Here is a 23853-nt window from a genome sequence, read left to right on the forward strand (position 1 = left end):
TCTGTTACACCTTGCTATTTTAATGTGCTTCCAGCCAATTATGTCCTTTGCCCAAATCTACAATTAAGGGTACATCCAGTTTAAATGCATTTTCCATTTCCTGCTTAATCATTGGTTGTATTTTTTCAAGTTCACTATTATGAACGTCAAAAACAAGTTCATCGTGTACCTGGAGTAACATTTTACTCTTCCAGTTTTCTTCATTTAAGCGTTTGTGGATATTAATCATGGCTATTTTGATAATGTCTGCCGCGCTTCCCTGTATTGGGGCATTGACAGCGTTTCGTTCTGCCGCGCCGCGAACAACAGCGTTTTGTGAATTAATATCTTTTAAATAGCGCCTTCTTCCCAGAATGGTCTGAACATAACCGTGCTGTCTGGCATATTCAATCTGTTCCTGAATGTAGGCTTTCAATCTTGGATAGGTCAGGTAATAGGCATCAATCAGGTCTTTAGATTCGGAACGCGAAAGCGATGTCTGGTTGCTTAATCCAAAAGCAGAGACTCCGTAGACAATCCCGAAGTTTACGGTTTTGGCGTGGCTTCGTTGCTCACGGGTGACTTCTTCCAGAGAAACATTAAAAACTTTCGCAGCGGTAGAAGCGTGAATGTCTTCACCGTTTTGGAAAGATTTTACCATTTCCGGATCGCCACTCAGTGCTGCAATAATTCGCAATTCAATTTGAGAATAATCGGCAGAAACCAAAGTGTAGTTTTCGTCTCTTGCAATAAATGCTTTTCGGATTAGACGGCCTCTTTCCGTACGGATTGGGATATTCTGCAGGTTCGGATTGTTGGAGCTAAGACGCCCTGTTGCGGCTACAGTCTGCATATAATCCGTGTGAACTCTTCCGGTTTTTTGGCATACCTGTAAAGGCAAAGCATCCACATATGTGTTAAGCAGTTTTACCAATTGTCGCCAATCCAGAATGTCCTGAACAAACGGACTTGATAATGCTAAATAAGAAAGAACTTCCTCACCGGTAGCATATTGTCCGGTTTTGGTCTTTTTTTGTTTGGTTCCGCCAATCTTTAACTTGTCAAATAAAATCTCTCCCAATTGTTTTGGAGAGGCCAGATTGAACTTTTCTCCGGCATTTTCATAAATCTGGTTTTCCAGTTTTTGTATATCGTCCTTTAGTTCTTTAGACAGGTTGTGCAGGAATTCGACATCCAGATTGACACCTTCTCTTTCCATATCTGCAAGAACAGGAACCAGAGGTACTTCTATTTCCTCAAATAATTTTTTAGTGTTGGTGCTGTCCAGCTCTTTGCTGAAAATGTCTTTTAGCTGGAGGGTCACGTCTGCATCTTCTACCGCATATTCCTTGACATCTTCAACAGGCACTTCCCGCATGTTTTTTTGGTTTTTCCCTTTTTTTCCAATCAGTTCTTCGATAGACTGCGGAGAATATTGAAGATAGGTCTCGGATAAAATATCCATATTGTGGCGCATATCCGGGTTAATCAGATAATGGGCAATCATGGTGTCAAATATTTTTCCTTTGACTTCAATATTATAGTTGGCCAGGACTTTCAGGTCATACTTTAGGTTTTGGCCTATTTTTTCGATTCCTTCTGCTTCAAAAAACGGGATAAATTTGTTGACAAGAGTTTGAGCCTCGGTTTGGTTTTCAGGGAAAGGAACATAGAAACCCTTGCCTTTTTCCCATGAAAATGACATTCCGACCAATTCAGCAGTCAACGGGTCGATTCCGGTTGTTTCTGTGTCGAAACAAACGCTTGTTTGCTTGAGCAGGTTTTGCATGAGGAATTTTACCGCCATGTCGCCTTCAACCAATTGATAGAAGTGCTCGGTGTCTTTTAGTGTCTTATAAAAACTGGTTTTAACTTCTCCCGTTGTTTCGTCTGTTGTGGTAGCAAAAAGGTCAAACTGCTCTTCATTTTTTGCCTGCGGTTTTTTATATAGCTTGGCATCCGGCTGATTGTTTGCCGCCGGTAAAGAGCTACCGGGTCTGAAAATCGCATCAAATTGCTCTGCCATTCTCCTGAATTCAAGTTCCTGGAAAATCGCTTCGGTTTTTTCAATGTCCGGGCGTGTAAGCTCGTAATCCGTTTCATTAAATGTCACATCACAATCTGTAATAATAGTTGCCAGTTTTTTGGACAGGATTCCCTTTTCCTTATTGGCTTCTATATTTTCTTTCATTTTGCCTTTCAGCAAATGCGTATTTTCGAGAAGGTTTTCCATTGTGCCAAATTCCTTCAACAGTTTTTTGGCGGTTACTTCTCCTACGCCGGGAAGTCCGGGAATATTATCAACGGCATCACCCATCATTCCCAGAAAATCAATTACCTGCTCCGGTCTTTCGATTTCAAATTTTGCCAAGACTTCCGGAACACCCCAAATTTCAATACCGTTCCCCATTCGGGCCGGACGGTACATAAAGATGTTTTCAGAAACCAATTGTGCAAAATCCTTATCAGGCGTAACCATAAACACTTTGTAGTTTTGTTTTTCGGCCTGTTTTGCAATAGTTCCTATTAAGTCGTCGGCTTCGCATCCGGCATATTCAATAATAGGAATATGCATTGCTTTTAGCAATTCATGAATATAAGGAATCGCAATCTGGATGGCTTCAGGTGTAGCATCACGATTGGCTTTATAATCGGCAAACATTTCACTTCTTACATGGCTCCCTTCCTTATCGAATGCTACTGCCAGATGGTCTGGCTTTTCCCTTTTAATCAAATCTAAAAGGGAATTCATAAACCCCATAATGGCTGAGGTATCCATTCCTTTAGAGTTGATTCTTGGGTTTTTAATAAATGCGTAATAGCCTCGGAAGATTAAAGCGTAGGCATCAAGAAGAAATAGGCGTTTTTGCTGTGACATAAAAAATGGTTTCTATAGCTTTCAAAAATACAAAACTTAAGGTGTAAAAATAGAAAAACCGATGCTAAATAATCAGCATCGGTTCTTCATAAAAAAACAAAAAACTAACTAAAAGGATATGGAACTAACATGTAATTTATTTTTTAATGACTTTCTGTTTGGCTGTCTGTCCGTTTATAAAATCAATATGGAAAATATAAATTCCGTTGGCCACATCAGACAGGCTTATCTGTGATGTTTTTTGGATGGAAACTAACTGACCAAGCTGATTGTAGATTTTTACCTCCTTGATTTCTAAATCGGTTAATAAGTTGACAATACCGTTTGTTGGGTTTGGATATAGTTTGAAATTGGTTTTGTCAAAACCGCCAACGCTAAGGTTTTCTTCAATATTCAGGGTGTAATCTTCTGCCTGTCCGTAACTGTCCGTATTGCACGCAGGAATAGTTGATGATTGGTATTTTTTCAATACTCTCATTCGAACACTTCCGATAGTTGCTGTTGCTGGAACTGTAATTTCGGCATTTAATTCTACAGCATCTTCGCCAGATGAATTGGAAAGGTAGCCTAACGATTGGCCTTCGCTATCTTCAAAAGTTCCGTTGTTGTTCCAGTCGATATAGACTTTGAAATAACCGGAATAGGAACCGTTTGTATTTCCTTTTAATCGGATTGGATAGGTGTTTCCAACTCTAACACTTCCAACTATTGAAGTGAAATTTTCATAAGCCGGACTTGATGTTGAAGCTGGCGAAGTATTGCTGATACCGGCAAATTCAACCAGTGTGATAGGTTCTGTTCCTTGTGAGAAATTTGGCGTACAATAGACCAGAGGCTGATTGCTAAGCTGTATCTGGATTTCTCCAAAAATAGTATTGTCTATAATTGAAGTAGCGCGCACTTTTACCTGACCATTCATAATTGCTGTCAGTAATCCGGTTGAGCTGATTGTTGCCAGGGTATTGCCTTCTGCGATTGACCAGGTTACATTTTGGTTTGCTTCTAAAGGCAGTATGTTTGCGGCTAATTGCAATGTTCCTCCTGAAGTTGTGATTTCTGCCGGAGTACTGTTTTGTGTCGTAACTGTAATAGAAGTTGGCGGAGTTGCGTTGGCAATGGCTTCTAAAGAAAATTCATCGATTCCTAATCCATAAGATGAGGTACCACCATTGGTTATTCCTTGTGCAATTACAAAGAAAGGTGCTGCATAATACGATTGTGGAATGGCAACAGTATAATTGTACCAACCGGCTGCTGTAACTGTAGGTTCAAGAGTTGTTTTAAGCGATACAGAAAGTAGTTCTGTAGCACCGCTTAATGAATTTGTTGTGTTCACATGGAATTTTACAACATCTGTAGCATGTCCGTTTGTGTTTCTGTAAATCCAGACTTTCATGCGAATCAACTCATGTGTTTGTGCAGAGAAGTCGAATAGAGGGCTGATAAGCAAGGCACTTGAATTGTTGTAAGCTTTAATCATTTGTCTTTCACCGCTTATTCTTGTCGGAACTTCGGAAGTCCCTGTTGATACAGCCCAATTCGCAGTTCCGGTAATCATAGTTGTTGCCCAGCAGGAAAGGTCGGTCGCATTAAAGCTTTCTGTATAAGGAAGAGCCGTAACAGATTCGCATAAAGTAGAAATATTTCCAGTTGAAGAGTAAACGCCACTGCAATTGCTTACCGCTTTTATCTTATAAAAATATTTGGTGTTGCTTGATAATCCGGTTACCAGGAATGTTGTCTGTGAAGAAGTTTGTGTAAATGGAGAGCCGGCAACAGGGCTTGAAAAGTCACTATTGGTAGCCACTTCAATAACATAATTGAAAGTAGCTGCATTTCCGCTTGCCGGAGCAGCCCAATTAAGGACAAAGCTGTTCATTGTAGCGTTCGCTGAAGTTATCTGATTAACAGGAGCCGGACAGTTTACCGCATCTGAAGTCAATGGAGCTGTTGTGTTATAAACAGGTCCTCCTGTGCAGGCAGTATTTATTGCATAAACCGTATAGGTGTAGGCAGTATTTCCCTGAATGCCGCTAGAGCTATTGTCTGTGAAGTTTGTATTGCTACCACTATAGCTTACGTAAGCGTTAAGTGCGGTATTGTTGCCTGTGGCATAATTTGTTCCGTTTTGCGGAGGGTTTGGAACAGTTCCTTGCGGAGTTCTCAATACCAGATATTTGTCTGCTCTCGGACTTGCTGCCGTAAAGCTTCCGTTTATGATAATACCCTGTATGTCAAATGTCAGAGCAGTAGGTTGCGATGCCGGAACCACGCATGGTGAAGGCGGTACCCATGTGAAGGTGTAACCTGAACCTGGCAAGGAAGTGGAATTACAGGTCATCGATGAAGTGTTTGACGAACCGGCAGCGGAAAGTATCCAGTTGCTTGTGGCAACTCCGCTGGAATATCTGTTGTTGAAATCGGAATTTATAGCTCCGCGAAGTCCAACCTGCGCCGTTGCCGAAGTTGGTGTTCCTGTTACTTTCAGGTCATAAACAATATTGATTTCTCCGTTTTCTTTCAGGCGAATTTGAAAACTCCAGTCAAAATAACTGGTGATTGAGGTAGAACTTAAATAGGGCCTGAAATGCATCCATTGAATTACAAATTCCCTGTTAGGTGCCGTTCCTACTTCCTGAGTACTGATGCTTCCCGTTCTTCCGTCAATATTGTATAAGGCGTGCATATCTGTGGCAACGGCTGCAATCGCGCCGTCAAATGTAGTTGCACTATTCGAAATAGGAGTATTGCCGCTTGGGGATGTTGCTCCAAAACTTACAAAACCATCAGCATGGATGTTTAATGCTGTAAAAGTGGTTCCGTTAAATGGAAAACTGAACGGAATTGCAACGGCATTGTATTTATTGTCGTCAATTGCACCTGTTCCTGTTAATGAGGTAGGCTCCGCAATTAAGGTTGGGTTGGTCAAATCTGTAAAGGTTCCGACACTTTGTGAGAATCCATAATTGACAATCTGTGCTGATGCTGTTCCATAAATAAGCATCAGAAGCAGTAGGGTAAATGTTTTTGTGTAATTTGTTTGCATGTAAAAGTATAAATGATTAATTGTTGCGCTAGTCCTAAATCAGAACCAGGTTATTGTACTATTTTTTAATAATTTTTTTGTTGGCTGTTTGTCCGTTTTCGAAATCGACACAAACCATATAGATACCGTTGGCAAGATTTTCCAAATTGAACTGCGTCTGTTTTTGTGTGGTGATAAGCTGTCCTAAATGGTTGTAAATACTAATGTTTCTGATGGCTTCTCTGGTCTTGATATTGATTAAGCCTTCTGTTGGGTTTGGGTATAATTTGAAATCGTTTTTGTTAAAAATAACGGTGTTTAAATTTCCGTCATTGATTGTCTTGTTTTCGTAAAGCCTTGTTTGTGCTACGTTATCATCTTCAAAGCCAATGGTTAGTAAATCCATATCTCCATCATTATCATAATCAAGCCATTGACCTTTAGACATGTATACGGCTATAATGGGAGCACTGTTTTCAGTGTCTAAAGTATAGGTTCCATTACTGTTTTTCTTATATAACAGTACTGTATTTTCATTGTTAGCATTGCGTCCAATTGAGAAAATATCAATGAGACCATCGTTGTTGTAATCTATAAATTTTGAATTTCCATTGTAGATACCTGTAAAGCCATTTTCCTGAATCGTAAAGTTTCCCGAACCATCATTTGTGTATATCGTCAATGTTGGAATGCGAGAGTAGTTGGTTCCTGAAATCAATAGGTCAGGATAACCGTCATCATTGATGTCCATAGCGTCAATTGAAGAAATATAGATACCCGGTAGGGTTGTAGTTTTTTCTGTAAATGTTCCGCTTCCTGAGTTTATGTAAAGTTTGGTTTCAGGCCTATAGTTTGTGCTTAATCCCGTTATCAGAATGTCGGGATTTCCGTCTGCATTGGCATCAAAAACCTTTATAGCACTAAAATAGGTTCCCAGCAGTCCTGCATTCAGGTCTGAAAAAGTACCGTCCTGGTTTTGCCTGAAGACTTTTGTGATGTATTGTGAACCCAGATTTCCGTTGACAACAATGTCTGGTAAACCATCATTTGTCAAATCGGCAATAGCAACCGAACCGTATTTTACACCCGGAATGCCTGATGTTGTGTTTTTGGTAAAACTACCGTCGCCGTTATTGTAATAGATTTCAAAAACTATCGGTGAATTTTCCCCGGTTTTTGTTCCTGTTACAATGAAATCCTGGTTGTTATCACCATTAAGGTCACCCACAGCAATGGCAGAATACATTATCGGGCTGAGGGCAGTATTGGTATTTTCTGCAAATATTCCGTTGTTGTTTTTATAAAGTCCTGAATATCCCGTATATCCCGGCTTGGCTCCCGAAATGATAAAATCAGTTTTTCCGTCGTTGTCAAAATCTGCCACGGCGCTATCACCGTAAAATACGCCCTGGAATGTCTGGTTAGTAACTGCTTGAAAAATTTGGCTGTACATAAAACCGCCATTTAAAATTGTGATGAATAGAAAGAATGTTTTTTTCATGGTGTATAGTATTTGTATATGGTTTATAATTTCTCAATAATATAATAACCGGAAGTTTAGTTTTGCAGATATTATTCCTTACTGCTTTCCGTATTGTAATTATAGCGCCAGCCTCAAAAAATGGGACCAGCGCTATTGGTATTATTTTTTGATAATCTTTTTGTTGGCGGTTTGTCCGTTTTCAAAATCGACGCGAACCATATAGATGCCGCTGGCAAGATTTGTCAGGTTTAGCTGTTCCTGTTTTTGTTTAACAATAAGCTGCCCCAAATGATTGTATAGGCTAATATTCTTAATAGCTTCTTTTGTCTGGATATTCACTATGCCATTGGTTGGGTTTGGATATACTATGAAATCATTTTTACTGAAATCAATTGTACCCAGGCTTTCCTGAATGTTTATGGTGTAATCTTCTACCTGACCGTAATAGGCATTCAGACAGGCATCAAATTCTCCCTCTTCATAAATATTCCATTGGTCTTTGATGATTCTCATTCTTGTATCACCTATAACTGCTGTAGCCGGAATAGTAATGCTTACGGTTGCTTCTATGGCATCAACTCCGGTTGAAGGCATCAGTACGGCATGATAGTATTCTGTCTGCATATCGAAAACCCCGTCTTTGTTCCAGTCAAAGAATGCTCTTATATCATGTTCGAATTGGCCAACTGTGTTTCCTTTTACAGTTAATTGATAGGTATTGCCTCTGACTACGTTTCCTACAATTGAAGTGAAATCTTCATAAGCTGGAGTCGTATTTACAGCTTCTGAAGTCAGGTTATTGATGTCAGAGAAATTAACCATTGTGATGGGTTCTACATCATAATCTACCGAAACAGTGCAATAGGTTGATGTGGTTTGCGGATATTTCATACATCTGATGGCTGCTGCCTGAGCTCTCGGGCCACCTGCAGATGGGTTGGCTATTGTACTGCCTACATACATATATTTAGCTCCTGATGAACTCGTTGTAGAACTCCAGAAATAACCTCTTGTTCCAACGAAACTAAATGACCCCGATGCAGCCCTGTATCCTGATGCAGGAAGTTTTAAAACGCTTTGGAAAGCTGTCGCAGGGTTTTGTATGTTTTGCGATTCCTTGATTGCGGTCCATTCTGCTTCTGTTGGAAGTTTCCATCCGTTTCCTAATGCCTTACATGGGTCGCAACCGTTTACTTCTGTTGCAGCTGAAGGAGTGGCAGCTTCCCATTTGTCGCTTAAAGCGTTTGGTGTCCACCAACCTGTATAATGGGTTTCGCTTCCTACAGCTAGCCCCAACGGATTGTTTGGTGTTGGAACTGTTCCTGTAACTGAATTTCTTTTTTGGTGTCCGTCGTCCCATCTTCCCCATTGGAACAAATCGCCGTAAGAAGCTTCATCGTTTTGAGCAGTGGCAACGCTGACACTTCCAAGATTTTGTTGCAGCCAGATATTACCGTCGCTACCACGAACGGTAGTATAAGTTACGCTTGTTCCTTCATAGGTGAAAGTCACGCAACCTAAATCTCCGGTATTGTTACCCGGCTCACCGCAAGTTTCCTGATTGATTGTTTTGTTTTTGTATAACCTTGTTTGCGCCACATTGCCACCTTCAAAACCAATGGTAAGCAAATCCAAATCGCCATCGTTGTCAAAATCCAGCCATAGGCCTTTTGACATATTCACACCAACAATGGGAGCGCTGTTTTCTGTGTCTAACGTATAACTGCCGTCAAGGTTCTGCTTGTATAATACTACTGTGTTTGTACCGGCTGCATTACTCCCAATTGAAAAAATATCAATTAGTCCATCATTGTTATAGTCTACAAATTTTGAGTTCCCGTTATAGGTTCCTGTAAAGTTGTTTTCCTGGAGAATGAAATTTCCGAAACCGTCATTCGTGTATATAGTAAGGCTTGGAGTTGGCGTATAGTCGGTTCCGGAAATCAACAAATCCAAATGTCCATCATTGTTGATGTCTAAAGCATCAATAGAGGAAAAATAAATGCCTGGTATGGTTATCGGCTTTTCTGTAAAAGAACCGCTTCCTGAATTGGTATATAATTTGGTTTCAGGGATATAATTGGTGCTGAATCCGGTTACCAGAATATCCGGATATCCGTCTGCATTGGCATCAAAAACTTTTATAGCACTAAAGTAAGTGCCCATCAGTCCGGCATTCAGGTCAGAAAAAGTACCGTCAGAATTTTGTTGGAAAACTTTTGTGATGTATTCGGTGCCTAAGTTTCCGTTCACAACAATGTCTGCCACACCATCATTTGTCAGGTCTGCAATTGCTACCGAACCAAAGTTTACACCCGGAATTCCGGAAGTTGTGTTTTTAGTAAATGTACCGTCGCCATTGTTATAATAAATTTCGAAAACGACAGAAGCATTTTCTCCTGTTTTGGTTCCCGTAATGATGAAATCCGGTTTGTTATCGCCGTTGAGGTCACCAACAGCTATTGAGGAATACATTATCTGGCTAATGCCAGCATTTAGGTTTTCAGTAAAAGCACCATTATTGTTTTTATAGAGTCCGGAATATCCTGTATAGCCCGGCCTGGCACCCGAAATGATAAAATCGGTTCTTCCGTTGCTGTCAAAATCGCCTATAGCAGCATCGCCATAAAACACGCCTTGAAACGTCTGGTTGGTGACTTCCTGAAATATTTGACCCTGTAAAAGACTGCAGGTAAAGATTGTTGTTACTACTAAGTATATTTTTTTCATAATTTGTGGATTTCTAAACACCACAAAGTTATTTATTTAGATTAAATAAAAATAAGATGAAATTTAGTTTTGTCAAATATTCTTTTTACGGCTTTCCGTATTTACGATTTCTAAATATTTTAACATACAAATTTTATTATGTGATAATTCGGTTATAAAATAGGAAGCCAATTCGGGCAGTTAAATCCTGTTATAGTTAAAATTTATCCAATTAAATCCAGAGCAGTAGCATTATTTATTTACTTTGCTTAAATTCTAAATCAAACTAATGCTTCGCTGGATATTTTTTATTGCTTTTGTTGTTTTGGTAGAACTATATGCATTTCAGGCATTCAAGACAATTACAAGAGCGAAATGGATTCTGATTCCGTACCAACTTATTTCACTTGCCATCATTATTTTTGTCATTTATTCGTTTACCCAGTTTGACAGGACTGTGGGGCAGAACCGGCAATCATTAATAACTATCGGACTTGTTTTGTTGACCTTTTTGCCAAAATTGGTTCTGACTTTTATTTTGTTTGGAGAAGATATTTATCGTGTTTTTTCGGGAATCATTACTCATTTTTTGGGTAATAATGACAGGGGACATTTTCTTCCGGACAGAAGAAAGTTTATAAGCCAGGTGGCACTTGGAATTGCCGCGGTTCCTTTTGTTTCTCTTTTGTATGGTATGACGGTAGGGAAGTACAATTTTAAGGTTATAAGGCAGACTTTGTTTTTTCCGGACCTGCCAGATAGTTTTGACGGAACGACAATCACCCAGATATCTGATGTACATAGTGGCAGTTTTGATAACCCCGAGAAAATCCAATATGCAGTTGATTTGATTAATGAACAGCAGTCGGATCTGGTTCTGTTTACGGGCGATATAGTGAATACACATGCTACAGAAATGCATCCCTGGATTGATACATTTAAAAAAATACACAACCCGAAACTTGGAAAATATTCTGTTTTAGGAAACCATGATTATGGCGAGTATGTGGAATGGCCATCCGACAAGGCGAAATCAGAAAATTTCGAAGCTATTAAAGATTTGCACAGGCAGATTGATTTTAAGTTATTGCTCAACCAGAATGTAAAAATCAGTAACGGGACCGATGAAATTGCTTTGATTGGAGTTGAAAACTGGGGGCATAATTTTAAAAAAGCAGGCGACTTAACAAAAGCGTCGGAAGGTTTGACAGATTCCGATTTTAAGATATTGATGAGCCATGACCCTTCGCATTGGGAATATGAGATAAAAAATCACCAGACAAAATACCACCTTACATTAAGCGGGCATACGCACGGTTTGCAGTTTGGAATTGAAATTCCCGGTTTTTTCAAGTGGAGCCCGGTCCAATATATTTACAAACAATGGGCCGGATTATATGAAAATGTGGGGCGTTATATTTACGTAAACAGGGGCTTTGGATTCCATGCCTATCCGGGCAGGGTGGGTATTTGGCCGGAAATTACAGTCATTACACTAAAAAAAGGTGAAAATGTAGCATAATTCAGCAAATATGCTACATTTGTATAAAAAATTGTTGTAATTTAGAAATAAAGTCAAAGTAAATTTTCAATTATGTCAAAATTTGGAGAACTTATCAACGCCTCTGTACCAGTCTTAATTGATTTTTATACAGATTGGAATGAACAGTCTGTATCAATGCATCCCGTGATTAGAGATGTGGCCGCAGCTTTGGGAGACAAGGCAAAAGTGATTAAGATTGATGTAGACAAAAACCAGGAATTGGCTGATGCTTTGCGTATTAAAGGGCTCCCGACGCTTATGATATATAAGGAAGGTCAGATGGTTTGGAGACAATCTGGAGAGCTGGACGCTAATACTATAATTGGTTTGGTGCAGGAGCAGCTTTAGCTAATCTTGTCAAAAACAAATCCTTTCTCTTTTAGACGGCGTATCGCTTCAGGCAATACAAATTGAAGGTTTCTGAAAGCCTTTATGCTGTCATGGAAAACAATTACGCTTCCGCTTGCCGTATTCTTTATTACATTCTCAAGGCATTTTTCCGGCGTGGTGTTTTTATCAAAATCCATACTTATAACATCCCACATAATAATTTTATAGCCGAGCCTTCTCAATAATCTGGATTGGGACGGGCTTATTTTTCCGTATGGAGGACGAAAAAGTTTTGTTCCCTGTCCGTCGCCTTTAACGTGTTGTTGGATGGCTTTTTCGCATGACATGCTGTTTTCAATGTAGTCTTTTTTAGGAGTATCCCAGCCTTTCAGATGGTTGAAGGTATGGTTGCCAATCGCATGGTCTTCCCGGATTACTCTATGGAAGATGTCAGGATGCTTTTCAATATTGTCGCCAATGCAAAAGAAAGTGGCTTTTATGCCGTGTTCTTTTAATACATCAAGTACCCATTCTGTAATTTCGGGAATAGGGCCGTCATCAAACGTAAGGTAAATTGTATTGGCATTATTAGGAATATCCCAGGTGTATTTTGGAAGAGCCCATTTAATTAACCGATTTGTTTTTACCCATAAACCCATCTCAAGTCTTTTTAAAGTAGATGTGCCAATTTGAATTTCAAATTGGCACATCGGGAATCCCATGCAGGGAATTTTATTTATTCGTTATCTCGTTCAAAACGTTTAAACATTGCGTTGTAAGAATTGAAGTCTTTTTTGTTTGCTTCATAGAATTCCTTATCGCCGCGGTCTTTCATGACTTCAAGTAGTCCTCTGTAACGCTCAATGTCGGTAACAATGTCAACATAATAATCGTTCTGTTCTGTAGCGGAGAATGTTTTGAAGTAAGTCAGGCTTTCCTGATACTTTTTCATTAGTTTCTTCAGAATTTCCCTTGCTTTTTCTTTTTCGCCCACTTCATAATAACCTCCGGCAAATGGCTCAACGAAAGCATAGTATCCGTATTGGTCTATTGGCATTTGCTTCATCGCCAAATCAATAATGTCTTTTGCCTTTTTAGGTTTGCCTTCATTGATTAGCTGTTCCATCAGTCGGGCAAGATTTGTTCTGTAGCTGATGCTGTTTTTGCGCGTTTCAGGGTCATGGTAAATCTTGGTACTTCCACCATTACCCCAATCCCATTTCATGACAATATCATACATCTTATCAGAATCAATCTGCCCCATATCCATTGGGCTAGGAGCTTTTGAAAGCGCTGTTTTTACAGGAACCAGTTTGTAAACCATTCCATCCAGCTGTAAATAATCTTTCATCCATAAGTAGTCATCATCTCCAAAGCTTCCTCCGGTGAAATAAATAGGACGTTTCCAGTTATTGTTGGCTACGACATTTAACATCATCAAACGGTTTTTGTAAAGAGCCCTGTCCTTGATGTCAATATCAATATAAGGAACAATCGAGTCATAATATTTAGGAGAAACTACCTTGTTGGCAATAATTTCCTCCTTATTGATAGGAATCCTGATTTTGTTAGTCGGGAAATAGTGGATTTTTTGTCCGTTTGGAAGCTCATACAGCGCTCTTGGGTCATTCAGAGAAAGGAAATTCATAAAATCGTTAATATTCCATCTCTTGTCTGTTTGTGGCCTGTGTATTGAGTAATCCAGTTTATCTCCCACATATTGCTCGTGCTTAAAGGTTATTGGTAATGGCTCAGAGCTGTAGGCTTTTGCCTTCATCTGGTCGATGTACCAATCCGTCATAAATAAGCTGGTGTTTACAATACGAACATCGGTTCTGATGTTTTCGATTTCCTGAGCATACCAAAGCGGGAAGGTGTCATTGTCTCCAATAGTAAACAGAATGGCGTTTGGTTCGCAGGAATTCAGATACGCTTTTGCCATTGCAATTGCAGTATATTTGCCGGAACGGTCATGGTCGTCCCAGTTTTGAGAAGCCATTAAAACCGGAGCAGCCAATAAGGTAGTTGCAATAACAACCGGCCCTGCAATTTTAGGGTTGAGCCATTTTTTGATAAAATCAAATATCGCATAGACACCAAATCCAATCCAGATGGCAAACACATAGAAAGAACCTACCAAAGCATAATCTCTTTCGCGCGGCTCAAACGGCCTTTCATTCAGGTAGATTTTTAATGCCAGCCCGGTAAATAAGAATAAGGCAAGCAATACGTAAAAACTTTTCAGGTCTTTATTTGCATGATAGATTAATCCTATGATTCCCAGAATGAAAGGAAGGAAATAATACAGATTGCGTCCTTTGTTGTTCAAAACGTCCGATGGAAGGTTTTGCTGAGAGCCCAGACGCGCTTCATCAATAAAATTGATTCCGCTCATCCAGTTTCCGTCCAGGTTGTCATATTTTCCCTGGTTATCGTTCTGTCTTCCTGTGAAATTCCACATCAGATATCTCCAGTACATATATCCGAACTGGTATTCGAACATGAACTTAAAGTTGTCTGCTGTTGTAGGTTTGTCAATGATTAGGTAATCACCATAGGATTTAAGGAATTTATGGTATCCTTCAGTGTCAATCTGTCCCGAAGCATAGGCTTTGCGGAACTCATCCACATTTTTCTCCATTTCGGCACGCAATTGTGAGGTGTAGTGTGCCAATTCCTCTTCAGACAAATCGTTTGGATTAATGCCGTATCTTGGAAGTTCTTCTTCGTATTCGTAATTAGGATTCATTCTGAAATTCAATACATGGGTAAATGTCATGTAGTTTTCAGCATGTTCAGGGCTCCACATTCTTGGCAGGAAAGCCTTGTGATTGTCGTCTGTATTTTGTTCGGCGTTTTTGTAATTGTTTACGATTACATATTTTCCGGTTTTATAGTCTCTTTCGTAGTTTGGAGCCTTGTCAAGATAAGGGTTGTCCTTGTCCAGTCCGGCATAAGTATCCGAAAATTGCGGACCGTAGAATAATGGGTTTACACCATACTGCTCCCTGTTGTAGTAAGCAAGAACTTCTCTCGCATCTGATGGCTTGTTTTCGTTGATAACCGTATTGGCATTGGCGCGTATTGGAAGCATCATCCAGGTAGAGAATCCAATCAGGATGAAAAGGACGCACAAAATCATAGTGTTGTACTGTATAAAGCCTTTTTGTTTGGTGTATTTTAATCCGAAGTAGAATAAGACTACAAACAGCAACGCAACAAAAATAGTTCCTGAATCAAAAGGCATTCCTAAGCTGTTGACCATAAAAACTTCGGTTTTTCCAAAGAATCCCATTGTTAAAGGCAAAAGCAGTTTGAAGATGAAAAGTAATATTGAAACGACTACTATGTTGGCAATAATGAAATTCTTGATGGTAACGGTCTTGTAATGCTTGAAATAGTATAAGAATCCGATAGAAGGAATAGTAAGCAATGCCATGAAGTGAACCCCGAAAGAAAGTCCCACAATCAATGAAATAAGCAGCAGCCATCTGTTTCCGCGAGGCGTGTCCATATCCTGTTCCCATCGTAATCCCAACCAGAACAATACGGCTATAAGCAAACTGGCCATGGCGTAAACTTCTGCTTCTACAGCATTAAACCAGAAACTGTCTGAGAAAGTATAAGCCAGTGAACCTACAAATGCACTGCCTAAAATTGCGATTGAGGTATTTTTGTCAATTTCGGAGAATCTTGAAACCAGCTTTTTTAATAATAAGGTCAGCGACCAAAACATAAAAAGAATGGTAAATGCACTTGAAAAAACAGACATCATGTTAACCATTAAAGCCACTTTTGAGGCATCTGTCGCAAACATGGCGAAGAATGCGCCCATCATCTGATAAAGAGGGGCTCCCGGTGGGTGGCCTACTTCGAGCTTGGCGGCAGTAGAGATGTATTCGCCGCAATCCCAGAAACTTAATGTGGGTTCAACAGTCAGGGAGTAAGTCACCAATGCAATAGCAAAGGCTGTCCATCCCAAAATTGTATTCCATTTTTTAAAGTTGAAAGATACCATACAGAACTAATAAAATTTATACTTGCAAAGAAAATGCTTTTTTATGTAACGAAAAGCTAAAAAAAAAATATTCAATAAAAATTGAATAAAAATTTGCGCAATATGTTTTTTGTGCTAAATTTGCACCCGCAATCAAGCACTGCTGGCCTATGGTGTAATGGTAACACAGCTGATTTTGGTTCAGTCGTTCTAGGTTCGAGTCCTAGTAGGCCAACAAAAAACCTCTCAAATTTTGAGAGGTTTTTTTGTTTATAATCGGTTTTTATTAAATTTTGAAAGTAACGACCGGTCTTTGTGCATGGTTGACTAAGTCTTCGCTGATGCTTCCGTTGAAGAAGTGGGAAAGTCCTTTTCTTCCGTGAGTGCTCATTCCAATTAAATCGGCATTAATGCTTTTTGCAAAGTTCAGAACGCCTTTTTCCACATTCGTATCGTTGTAGATGTGAAAAGTATAGTCGCTAATGTCAAAATTGGAAACGAAATCCTGCATGATTTTATTGGAAACTTCAGTAGACTTGAAGCTGTTCGGAGTGTTTATCATTACCAGGTTGAGATGTGCGTTGAATTTTTTTGCAAATTCTACGACTTTGGCAAAAGAACCTTTTATTTCGTCTGTAAAATCAGAGGCAAAAACAAATTTTTCTACGCTAAATTCTCCTTCTTCTTTTTTGATGACCAATACGGGAATGTCTGAAGAGCGAACCACTTTTTCTGTGTTAGACCCGATAAACATTTCCTGGAAACCGCTGGCTCCATGAGAACCCATAACAATAAGGTCTACATTGTTTTTTTTGCTGATGTTGATGATTCCTTCGAATGTTTTTTCGAACTGTATAATTTCTGATACCGGAATTCCTTCAAGATAGCTGATGTCCATCAGGCTTTCCAGTTTTTCGATGGCCTTGTTTTTGAAAAACATGATTTCAGGAATGTCGCTTCCGGAGCCTATCGCATCGCTTCCTTGTCCCGGAAGTTCCAGCATATGGAGAAGCACGATTTCTCCGTTATTTTTTTTAGCAATCTGGGCGGCAACTTTCAGGGCATATTCTGCGTGGTCAGAAAAATCGGTTGGAACTAAAATTTTTTTCATAATTTTAAGTATAAGTATGTGATTATACAGTTTGTTTTTTCTTACATAAAGGTAAGAATTTAATTTAATATGGCACAATATACTACAATGATTTTCAATATAGAAAAAAAACACTATATTTGCAGCGTTATTTATTAAAACTTAAATAATGAGGGGACAAATAGTCCCCTCTTTTTATAAAAATATGACATTTAAGGAAAAAGTTAGTGAGTTATTAAAAGCGGGCCTGGAAGAAAAACCATCCATTTTTCTTATCGATCTTACGATAACCGATGCTTTCAAAATTATTGTTACTTTAGATGGTGATAATGGTGTAACTTTGCAGGACTGTATCGACATCAGTCGTGCTATAGAGCATAATCTCGACCGCGAAGAACAGGATTTTTCTTTGGAAGTGGCATCGGGAGGTGTTTCGGCTCCGCTGAAACTGGTAAGGCAGTATAAGAAAAACATAGGTAGGACACTACAGGTAAAGACTGCGACCGATATTATAACTGCAGAACTTGCTGATGCAAATGAGGAATTCATCACATTGGTATGGACTGCAAGAGAACCTAAAAAAATAGGTAAAGGAAAAGAAACTGTTGAGAAAAGACAGGAGATTCCGTATACTGACATAAAAGAAGCAATTGTTACAATAACATTTTAATTTAAAGAATAGGCATGGAGAATATTGCATTAATCGAGTCATTTTCAGAGTTTAAAGACGACAAGCTGATTGATCGTGTAACGCTTATGGCGATTTTGGAAGATGTGTTTAGAAATGCATTGAAGAAGAAGTATGGTTCTGACGATAATTTCGATATCATTATCAATCCTGATAAAGGCGATATGGAAATTTGGAGAAGAAGAGTTATTGTTGCCGATGAAGATCTGGATTTTGAAAATGAAGAAATTACATTGACGGAAGCAAGAAAGATCGAGCCGGATTTCGAAATTGGCGAAGAAGTTTCTGAAGAAGTAAAGTTAATTGACCTGGGAAGAAGAGCTATTCTTGCTTTGCGCCAAAATCTGATTTCAAAAATACACGAACACGATAATACGAACCTGTATAAGCAATTTAAAGATTTAATTGGCGATATTTATACTGCAGAAGTGCACCATGTTCGTCCAAGAGCCGTAATTTTGGTGGATGATGAAGGAAATGAAATTGTGCTTCCTAAAGAAAAACAGATTCCGTCAGACTTTTTCAGAAAAGGAGATAACGTTCGAGGTATAATCGAGAATGTGGAGCTAAAAGGAAATAAGCCGCAGATTGTTATGTCCAGAACATCTGAAAAGTTCCTGGAAAAATTGTTTGAGCAGGAAATCCCGGAAGTATTTGACGGACTAATTACTATTAAAGGAGTGGTTAGGATTCCGGGCGAAAAAGCAAAAGTAGCTGTAGATTCTTATGATGATAGAATTGACCCTGTTGGAGCTTGCGTTGGTATGAAAGGTTCAAGAATTCACGGTATTGTTCGTGAATTAGGAAATGAGAATATTGATGTTATTAATTATACGACCAATACGCAATTGTTTATTACAAGAGCATTAAGCCCGGCAAAAGTTTCTTCAATTAAAATAAACGAAGAAACTAAAAGAGCTGATGTGTTCCTGAAATTGGAAGAAGTATCAAAAGCAATTGGTAGAGGCGGACACAATATCAAGCTGGCTGGTCTTTTGACCGGATATGAATTGGATGTTATCCGTGAGGGTAATATCGCAGAAGAAGAAGATGATGTTGAATTAACAGAATTCTCTGATGAAATCGATGCTTGGGTAATCGAGGAATTTGCAAAAATTGGCCTTGATACTGCAAGAAGTATCTTGAAACAAGATGTTAATGATTTAGTTAGAAGAACAGATTTGGAAGAAGAAACAATTCTTGATGTAATAAGGATTCTAAAAGAAGAGTTCGAAGACTAAACTCAGCAACAACACAACAAAAAAGGTAATAATAAAAAGATTTTATGTCTGAAGAAAGAGTAATAAGAATAAACAAGGTTTTAAGGGAATTGAATATTTCGTTAGATAGAGCCGTTGACTATCTTAAGGATAGGGGTATTGCTATTGATGCTAACCCAAACGCAAAAATATCTGATAAGGAGTATGACATTCTGCAAAGTCAATTTGCTGGCGATAAGGGGAGAAAAGAGGCTTCTAAAGAAGTTGGGGAAGAAAAAAGAAAAGAGAAAGAGGCATTGCGTATTGAAAGAGAGCGTGAGATAGAGGAAAAACGCAAACAGGAAGAAGAACGCCAACGTCAGGAAGTCATCAAAGCTAAGGCTGTATTGAGCGGTCCTAAGCAAGTGGGGAAAATCGATTTGGAGCAAAAAGCTCCGGCGACAGAACCAGCTCCAAAAGCCACTGAGCCAACTCTTGCTCCAGAAAAACCTGCTGAGCCTGTACAGGAAGTTGTTGAAAAACAAGCGGCTCCGGTTGAAACGCCAAAGCCTGTTGAAGTTTCAAAAGAAAAGGTGAAGCCTGAGGTTGTGAAGGAAGTTAAAAAAGAAACAGTTGCGCCAAAGGCTGAAAATGACCAGCCTGTTGCTGAAGAAGCGATAGCAACACAATATCAAAAATTATCAGGAACTACTTTCACGGGCCAGACAATTGACTTGTCTCAATTTAACAAGCCTAAAAAGAAGAAGGAAGATCCGAAGGCGGCTCCAAATAAGCCGGGTACTCCTGGTGCTGCGGGTGCTAATGCCAACAACAATAACAAGAATAAAAGGAAGAGAATCCCTGGTAAGCCTGGAACTCCGCAAGGAGGTGGCCAACAAGGTCAGCAGCCCGGAAATGGTCCGCGTCCGGGGGGCAATAATGCAGGCGGTAACAACGCCAATAGAAATGCCAGACCTGGTTTCAATAAAGGTAACAGACCTGCAGTTGTGGCAAAAGTTGAGCCTACAGAAGAAGAGGTTAAAAACCAAATCAGAGAAACCCTGGAAAAACTTCAGGGTAAAGGAAATAAATCTAAGGCTGCCAAATACAGAAGAGATAAAAGAGATACGCACCGTCAGAAATCTGATGATGAGCAAAGAGCATTAGAAGAAGGAAGTAAAACAATCAAGGTGACAGAATTCGTTACTGTTGGTGAAGTTGCTACCATGATGGATGTGCCAATTACTAAAGTTATCGGTACTTGTATGGCTTTGGGTATCATGGTGACCATGAACCAGCGTCTGGATGCAGAAACATTGTCAATCGTGGCTGATGAATTTGGCTATGATGTTGAATTTATTACAACTGACATCGAAGAAGCTCAGGAAATTATCGAAGATAAAGAAGAGGACTTGGTAACAAGAGCTCCGATAGTAACGGTGATGGGTCACGTTGACCACGGTAAAACTTCCCTTTTGGATTATATCCGTAAAGAAAACGTAATTGCGGGTGAATCGGGTGGAATTACACAGCACATTGGAGCCTATGCGGTAACTCTGGATAACGGACAAAAAATTACATTCCTTGATACTCCGGGTCACGAGGCGTTTACGGCGATGCGTGCCAGAGGAGCTCAGGTAACCGATATCGCCATTATTGTGGCTGCTGCCGATGACGATATTATGCCGCAAACCAAAGAAGCAATCAGCCATGCTCAGGCAGCTGGTGTTCCAATGATTTTTGCGATTAACAAGATTGATAAGCCGGCCGCTAACCCTGAAAAAATTAAGGAACAATTGGCAGGAATGAACTTATTGGTGGAAGATTGGGGTGGAAAATACCAATCTCATGATATTTCTGCTAAAATAGGTACCGGAGTTAAGGAGCTTTTGGAAAAAGTATTGCTTGAAGCAGAAATTCTTGACTTGAAAGCCAATCCTTCTAAAGCCGCAGTCGGAACTGTTGTTGAAGCACAGTTGGATAAAGGTAGAGGTTATGTGACTACAATTCTGGTTCAGGCCGGAACATTAAGAGTAGGTGATTATGTATTGGCCGGTAAAAACCACGGTAAGGTTAAGGCTATGTATGATGAAAGAGGAAATGCCGTTAAAGAAGCAGGACCTTCAACACCAATCTCTATTCTTGGTTTGGACGGAGCGCCAACAGCGGGTGACAAGTTCAATGTTTTTGAAGACGAAAGAGAAGCGAAGCAAATCGCGGCTAAGAGAACACAGTTAATCCGTGAGCAGTCTGCAAGAACCAAGAAACATACTACCCTGGCAGAACTTGGAAGAAGAATTGCTTTAGGTCAGTTTAAAGAATTGAATATTATTATTAAAGGAGACGTTGACGGTTCTGTTGAAGCATTGGCAGATTCGTTCTCTAAACTGTCTACAGAAGAAATCGAAATCAAGATCATTCATAAAGGTGTTGGTGCGATTACTGAGACCGATGTCAACCTGGCTTCTGCGTCTGATGCGATTATTATCGGATTTAACGTCAGACCTTCCGGAAATGCAAAACAATTGGCAGAGAAAGAAGAAATCGATATCCGTAACTACTCTATTATCTATGATGCAATTGATGACCTGAAAGATGCGATGGAAGGAATGCTTTCTCCTGAAATGAAGGAAGAAATTACCGGGACTGCAGAAATTCGTGAAACGTTCAAGATTTCTAAAGTGGGTACAATTGCCGGATGTATGGTTACAGACGGTAAAATCTTCAGGAGTTCTAAAATCCGCTTAATCCGTGACGGAGTAGTTATTTACACCGGCGAACTGGCAACCTTGAAACGCTTCAAAGACGATGTTAAAGAAGTGTCGAAAGGTTATGATTGCGGTATCCAGATTAAAGGTTATAATGACATCGAACAGATGGATATTATCGAAGCCTTCCAGGAAGTTGCAGTTAAGAAGAAACTGAAATAATTAGATAAAAAACCCCGATGCGAAAGCATCGGGTTTTTTGTTTTTATCGTTTAATCTATTTGCCGGGCTTTATAAGCAGTGCGTTCGGATACTTTTTCTTTAAATCGGCCAGATTGCGTTCAGCTTCAATTTTAGTCTTAAAATTTCCAATCCATACCTTGTAGGTTGGCGTATTGAAAACAATGGTGCCATCCAGGGTTTTGAACTCTTTCTTGAAATCCTGCAGCATTTTCTTGGCGTTCTCACTATCGCCATTAAAAATCTGAATTTTATACCTTTCATTTACGGTTAAAGAAGAGTTGATTTTACGTTTTTCGTTTAGCAATTGTTCAAATTTTGGGTCTTGTGTGACCTTAATGTTTTTTTCTTGTGAATGGGCTGAAACTGTTAAAAATGCTATGAAAGAAGCGTTTAAGAATAGGGATTTCGGACTTAAAATTCTCATAATGAAGTTAATTTTGTACAAATGTAATATTTCTGTTTTTAACCAAATCTAAAAAAATTATTTAGAATTAATATAAATTGGTATTTAAGACTTATTTAAGGTTTTGAGAATAGTTCATAAGTCGTATTTTTGTGCAAGTTTTAAAGAACGTATTGAATTTTCTCGTTATTTTCTTATGAGAAAAAATCATACCAAAATTAGTCGATAATCATTTTTAAATATGAAAAAGGTGGGTAACCATAATTCGATTTCAAGAATATTACTGTTCAGTTTAGCGCTAATGCTAACATTTTCCGTTTCATCTTTTGCTCAAGATCCAGCTGCTCCAGCTGCCGAAGCCGCGGCTCCTGCTGCAGGTGCTGGCGATGTTGCTGCCGGTAAAGCGCTTTTTAATGCCAACTGTGCTGCGTGTCACAAATTAGACGCGAAGATGACAGGTCCGGCTTTGAGAGGCGTGACTGAAAGACATGATAAAAAATGGCTTCATGCCTGGATTAAAGATAGCCAGGCGATGATTAAGGCTGGTGATGCTGCTGCGGTAAAAGTTTTTAACGAAAACAACAAGTCGGTAATGACTGCATTCCCTCAGTTGTCTGATGCTGATATTGATAATATCCTGGCGTATACATCTGAGCCAAAAGCTGAGCCTAAAGCTGCTGCTGGTGGTCTTTCTACTGATGGTGGAATGGAGCAAGGCGGTGTTGGTGTTTCCAACAATGTAATCCTTGGTGCGTTAGCTCTTGTTATGGCAATGTTGGTTGTGATGTTGTTCTTAGTGAACAATGTTCTTGGCAAGATTGCTAAAGCAAACGGTGTTGAGCCAATTAAGAAAGAGCCTACTATTCCAATCTGGATTGCTTTTGCCAGAAACCAATTCCTGGTTTTGGTTACTGTAATCTTCCTGATGCTAGCCAGCGGATACTTCGTATATGGTTATTTGATGCAGGTTGGTGTTGATCAGGGTTATCAGCCAATCCAGCCAATCCACTATTCTCACAAAATCCACGCTGGTGATAACGGTATCGACTGTAAATATTGCCACTCTTCTGCAAGAGTTAGTAAAACGGCAGGTATTCCTTCTTTGAATGTTTGTATGAACTGTCACAAGAATATCTCTGAAGTTGCCGAAACTACTGCAACTCCGGAGCACAGTAAAGCTTTCTATGATGGAGAAATCCAAAAGCTATACGATGCAGTGGGTTGGGATAAGGCAGCTCAAAAATATACCGGAAAAACACAGCCTGTAAAATGGGTTAGAATTCATAATCTTCCTGACTTTGTTTACTTCAACCACTCTCAGCACGTTTCTGTTGCTGGTGTTGAATGTCAGACTTGCCACGGTCCGGTTGAAACATTTGAGCTTATGGAACAACACTCACCACTTACAATGGGATGGTGTGTAGATTGCCACCGCAAGACAGATGTTAAGATGGAAGGTAATGCATACTACGAAAAAATCCATGCTGAACTTGCTAAGAAGTATGGTAAAGACAAACTTACTGCCGCTGAAATGGGCGGATTGGAATGCGGTAAGTGTCACTATTAATCAATTATTAA

14 protein-coding genes and 1 tRNA gene are annotated in these 23853 nt (G+C 39.5%); 7 read left to right on the plus strand and 8 right to left on the minus strand.

Features of this window, described 5'->3' with window-relative positions; genetic code table 11:
• Positions 1–19: 19 nt before the first annotated feature.
• The 4 genes from polA to BGO88_RS12905 all read right to left on the minus strand — a co-directional run bounded on the left by polA (position 20) and on the right by BGO88_RS12905 (position 10095).
• Positions 20–2857 carry a DNA polymerase I gene (polA, locus tag BGO88_RS12890; protein ID WP_286707124.1) on the minus strand — a complete coding sequence of 946 codons (2838 nt, stop codon included), beginning with the start codon at positions 2855–2857 and terminating at the stop codon, positions 20–22.
• A gap of 136 nt (positions 2858–2993) precedes the next feature.
• Positions 2994–5903: an NIDO-like domain-containing protein gene (locus tag BGO88_RS12895; protein ID WP_286707125.1), complete on the minus strand. Its 2910-nt coding sequence runs from the start codon at positions 5901–5903 to the stop codon at positions 2994–2996.
• A 58-nt stretch (positions 5904–5961) separates the two neighbouring features.
• Positions 5962–7383 carry an FG-GAP-like repeat-containing protein gene (locus BGO88_RS12900; protein ID WP_286707126.1) on the minus strand — a complete coding sequence of 474 codons (1422 nt, stop codon included), beginning with the start codon at positions 7381–7383 and terminating at the stop codon, positions 5962–5964.
• Between the two features lie 141 nt (positions 7384–7524).
• The gene (locus BGO88_RS12905; RefSeq protein ID WP_286707127.1) at positions 7525–10095 is read right to left on the minus strand and encodes an FG-GAP-like repeat-containing protein; all 2571 of its coding nucleotides are present in this window, start codon (positions 10093–10095) and stop codon (positions 7525–7527) included.
• A 268-nt stretch (positions 10096–10363) separates the two neighbouring features.
• On the opposite strand from BGO88_RS12905, the gene BGO88_RS12910 reads away from it, so the two are divergent.
• Complete coding sequence (locus BGO88_RS12910; RefSeq protein WP_056068031.1) at positions 10364–11596, plus strand: metallophosphoesterase; 1233 nt, start codon at positions 10364–10366, stop codon at positions 11594–11596.
• 72 nt (positions 11597–11668) lie between these two features.
• Positions 11669–11965 (plus strand): thioredoxin family protein, encoded by a 297-nt coding sequence (locus tag BGO88_RS12915; RefSeq protein WP_056068034.1) that lies wholly within the window; start codon positions 11669–11671, stop codon positions 11963–11965.
• On the opposite strand, the gene BGO88_RS12920 is transcribed toward BGO88_RS12915, so the two are convergent.
• The gene (locus BGO88_RS12920) at positions 11962–12606 is read right to left on the minus strand and encodes a polysaccharide deacetylase family protein (RefSeq protein WP_286707128.1); all 645 of its coding nucleotides are present in this window, start codon (positions 12604–12606) and stop codon (positions 11962–11964) included. The two genes, BGO88_RS12915 and BGO88_RS12920, sit on opposite strands and share 4 nt — an antisense overlap.
• Before the next feature lie 77 nt (positions 12607–12683).
• Positions 12684–15965, minus strand: a complete 3282-nt coding sequence (locus BGO88_RS12925; protein ID WP_286707129.1) for a glycosyltransferase family 117 protein — start codon at positions 15963–15965, stop codon at positions 12684–12686.
• 143 nt (positions 15966–16108) lie between these two features.
• Here BGO88_RS12925 and BGO88_RS12930 point away from each other — a divergent pair.
• A tRNA-Gln gene (locus BGO88_RS12930) sits at positions 16109–16179 on the plus strand.
• Positions 16180–16230: 51 nt separating this feature from the next.
• On the opposite strand, the gene BGO88_RS12935 is transcribed toward BGO88_RS12930, so the two are convergent.
• Positions 16231–17055 carry a universal stress protein gene (locus BGO88_RS12935; RefSeq protein ID WP_056068458.1) on the minus strand — a complete coding sequence of 275 codons (825 nt, stop codon included), beginning with the start codon at positions 17053–17055 and terminating at the stop codon, positions 16231–16233.
• A 184-nt stretch (positions 17056–17239) separates the two neighbouring features.
• Here BGO88_RS12935 and rimP point away from each other — a divergent pair, with 184 nt between their 5' ends.
• From rimP to infB, 3 genes are read left to right on the plus strand one after another with little or no spacing between them, the layout of a single operon-like run.
• Entirely contained in the window at positions 17240–17704 is a 465-nt protein-coding gene (gene rimP / locus BGO88_RS12940) for a ribosome assembly cofactor RimP (RefSeq protein WP_082482170.1), read from the plus strand.
• 14 nt (positions 17705–17718) lie between these two features.
• Positions 17719–18963, plus strand: coding sequence for a transcription termination factor NusA (gene nusA / locus BGO88_RS12945; RefSeq protein WP_056068041.1), 1245 nt, complete (start codon positions 17719–17721; stop codon positions 18961–18963).
• A gap of 44 nt (positions 18964–19007) precedes the next feature.
• Positions 19008–21851 carry a translation initiation factor IF-2 gene (gene infB / locus BGO88_RS12950; RefSeq protein ID WP_286707130.1) on the plus strand — a complete coding sequence of 948 codons (2844 nt, stop codon included), beginning with the start codon at positions 19008–19010 and terminating at the stop codon, positions 21849–21851.
• Positions 21852–21906: 55 nt separating this feature from the next.
• Here infB and BGO88_RS12955 read toward each other — a convergent pair whose 3' ends face one another.
• Complete coding sequence (locus BGO88_RS12955; RefSeq protein ID WP_056068045.1) at positions 21907–22296, minus strand: SPOR domain-containing protein; 390 nt, start codon at positions 22294–22296, stop codon at positions 21907–21909.
• A 220-nt stretch (positions 22297–22516) separates the two neighbouring features.
• Here BGO88_RS12955 and BGO88_RS12960 point away from each other — a divergent pair, with 220 nt between their 5' ends.
• Positions 22517–23842, plus strand: coding sequence for a c-type cytochrome (locus BGO88_RS12960; RefSeq protein WP_286707131.1), 1326 nt, complete (start codon positions 22517–22519; stop codon positions 23840–23842).
• Positions 23843–23853 lie beyond the last annotated feature (11 nt).

This window comes from Flavobacterium sp. 38-13, from assembly GCF_001899155.1.
In the GTDB taxonomy this organism is placed as follows: domain Bacteria; phylum Bacteroidota; class Bacteroidia; order Flavobacteriales; family Flavobacteriaceae; genus Flavobacterium; species Flavobacterium lindanitolerans.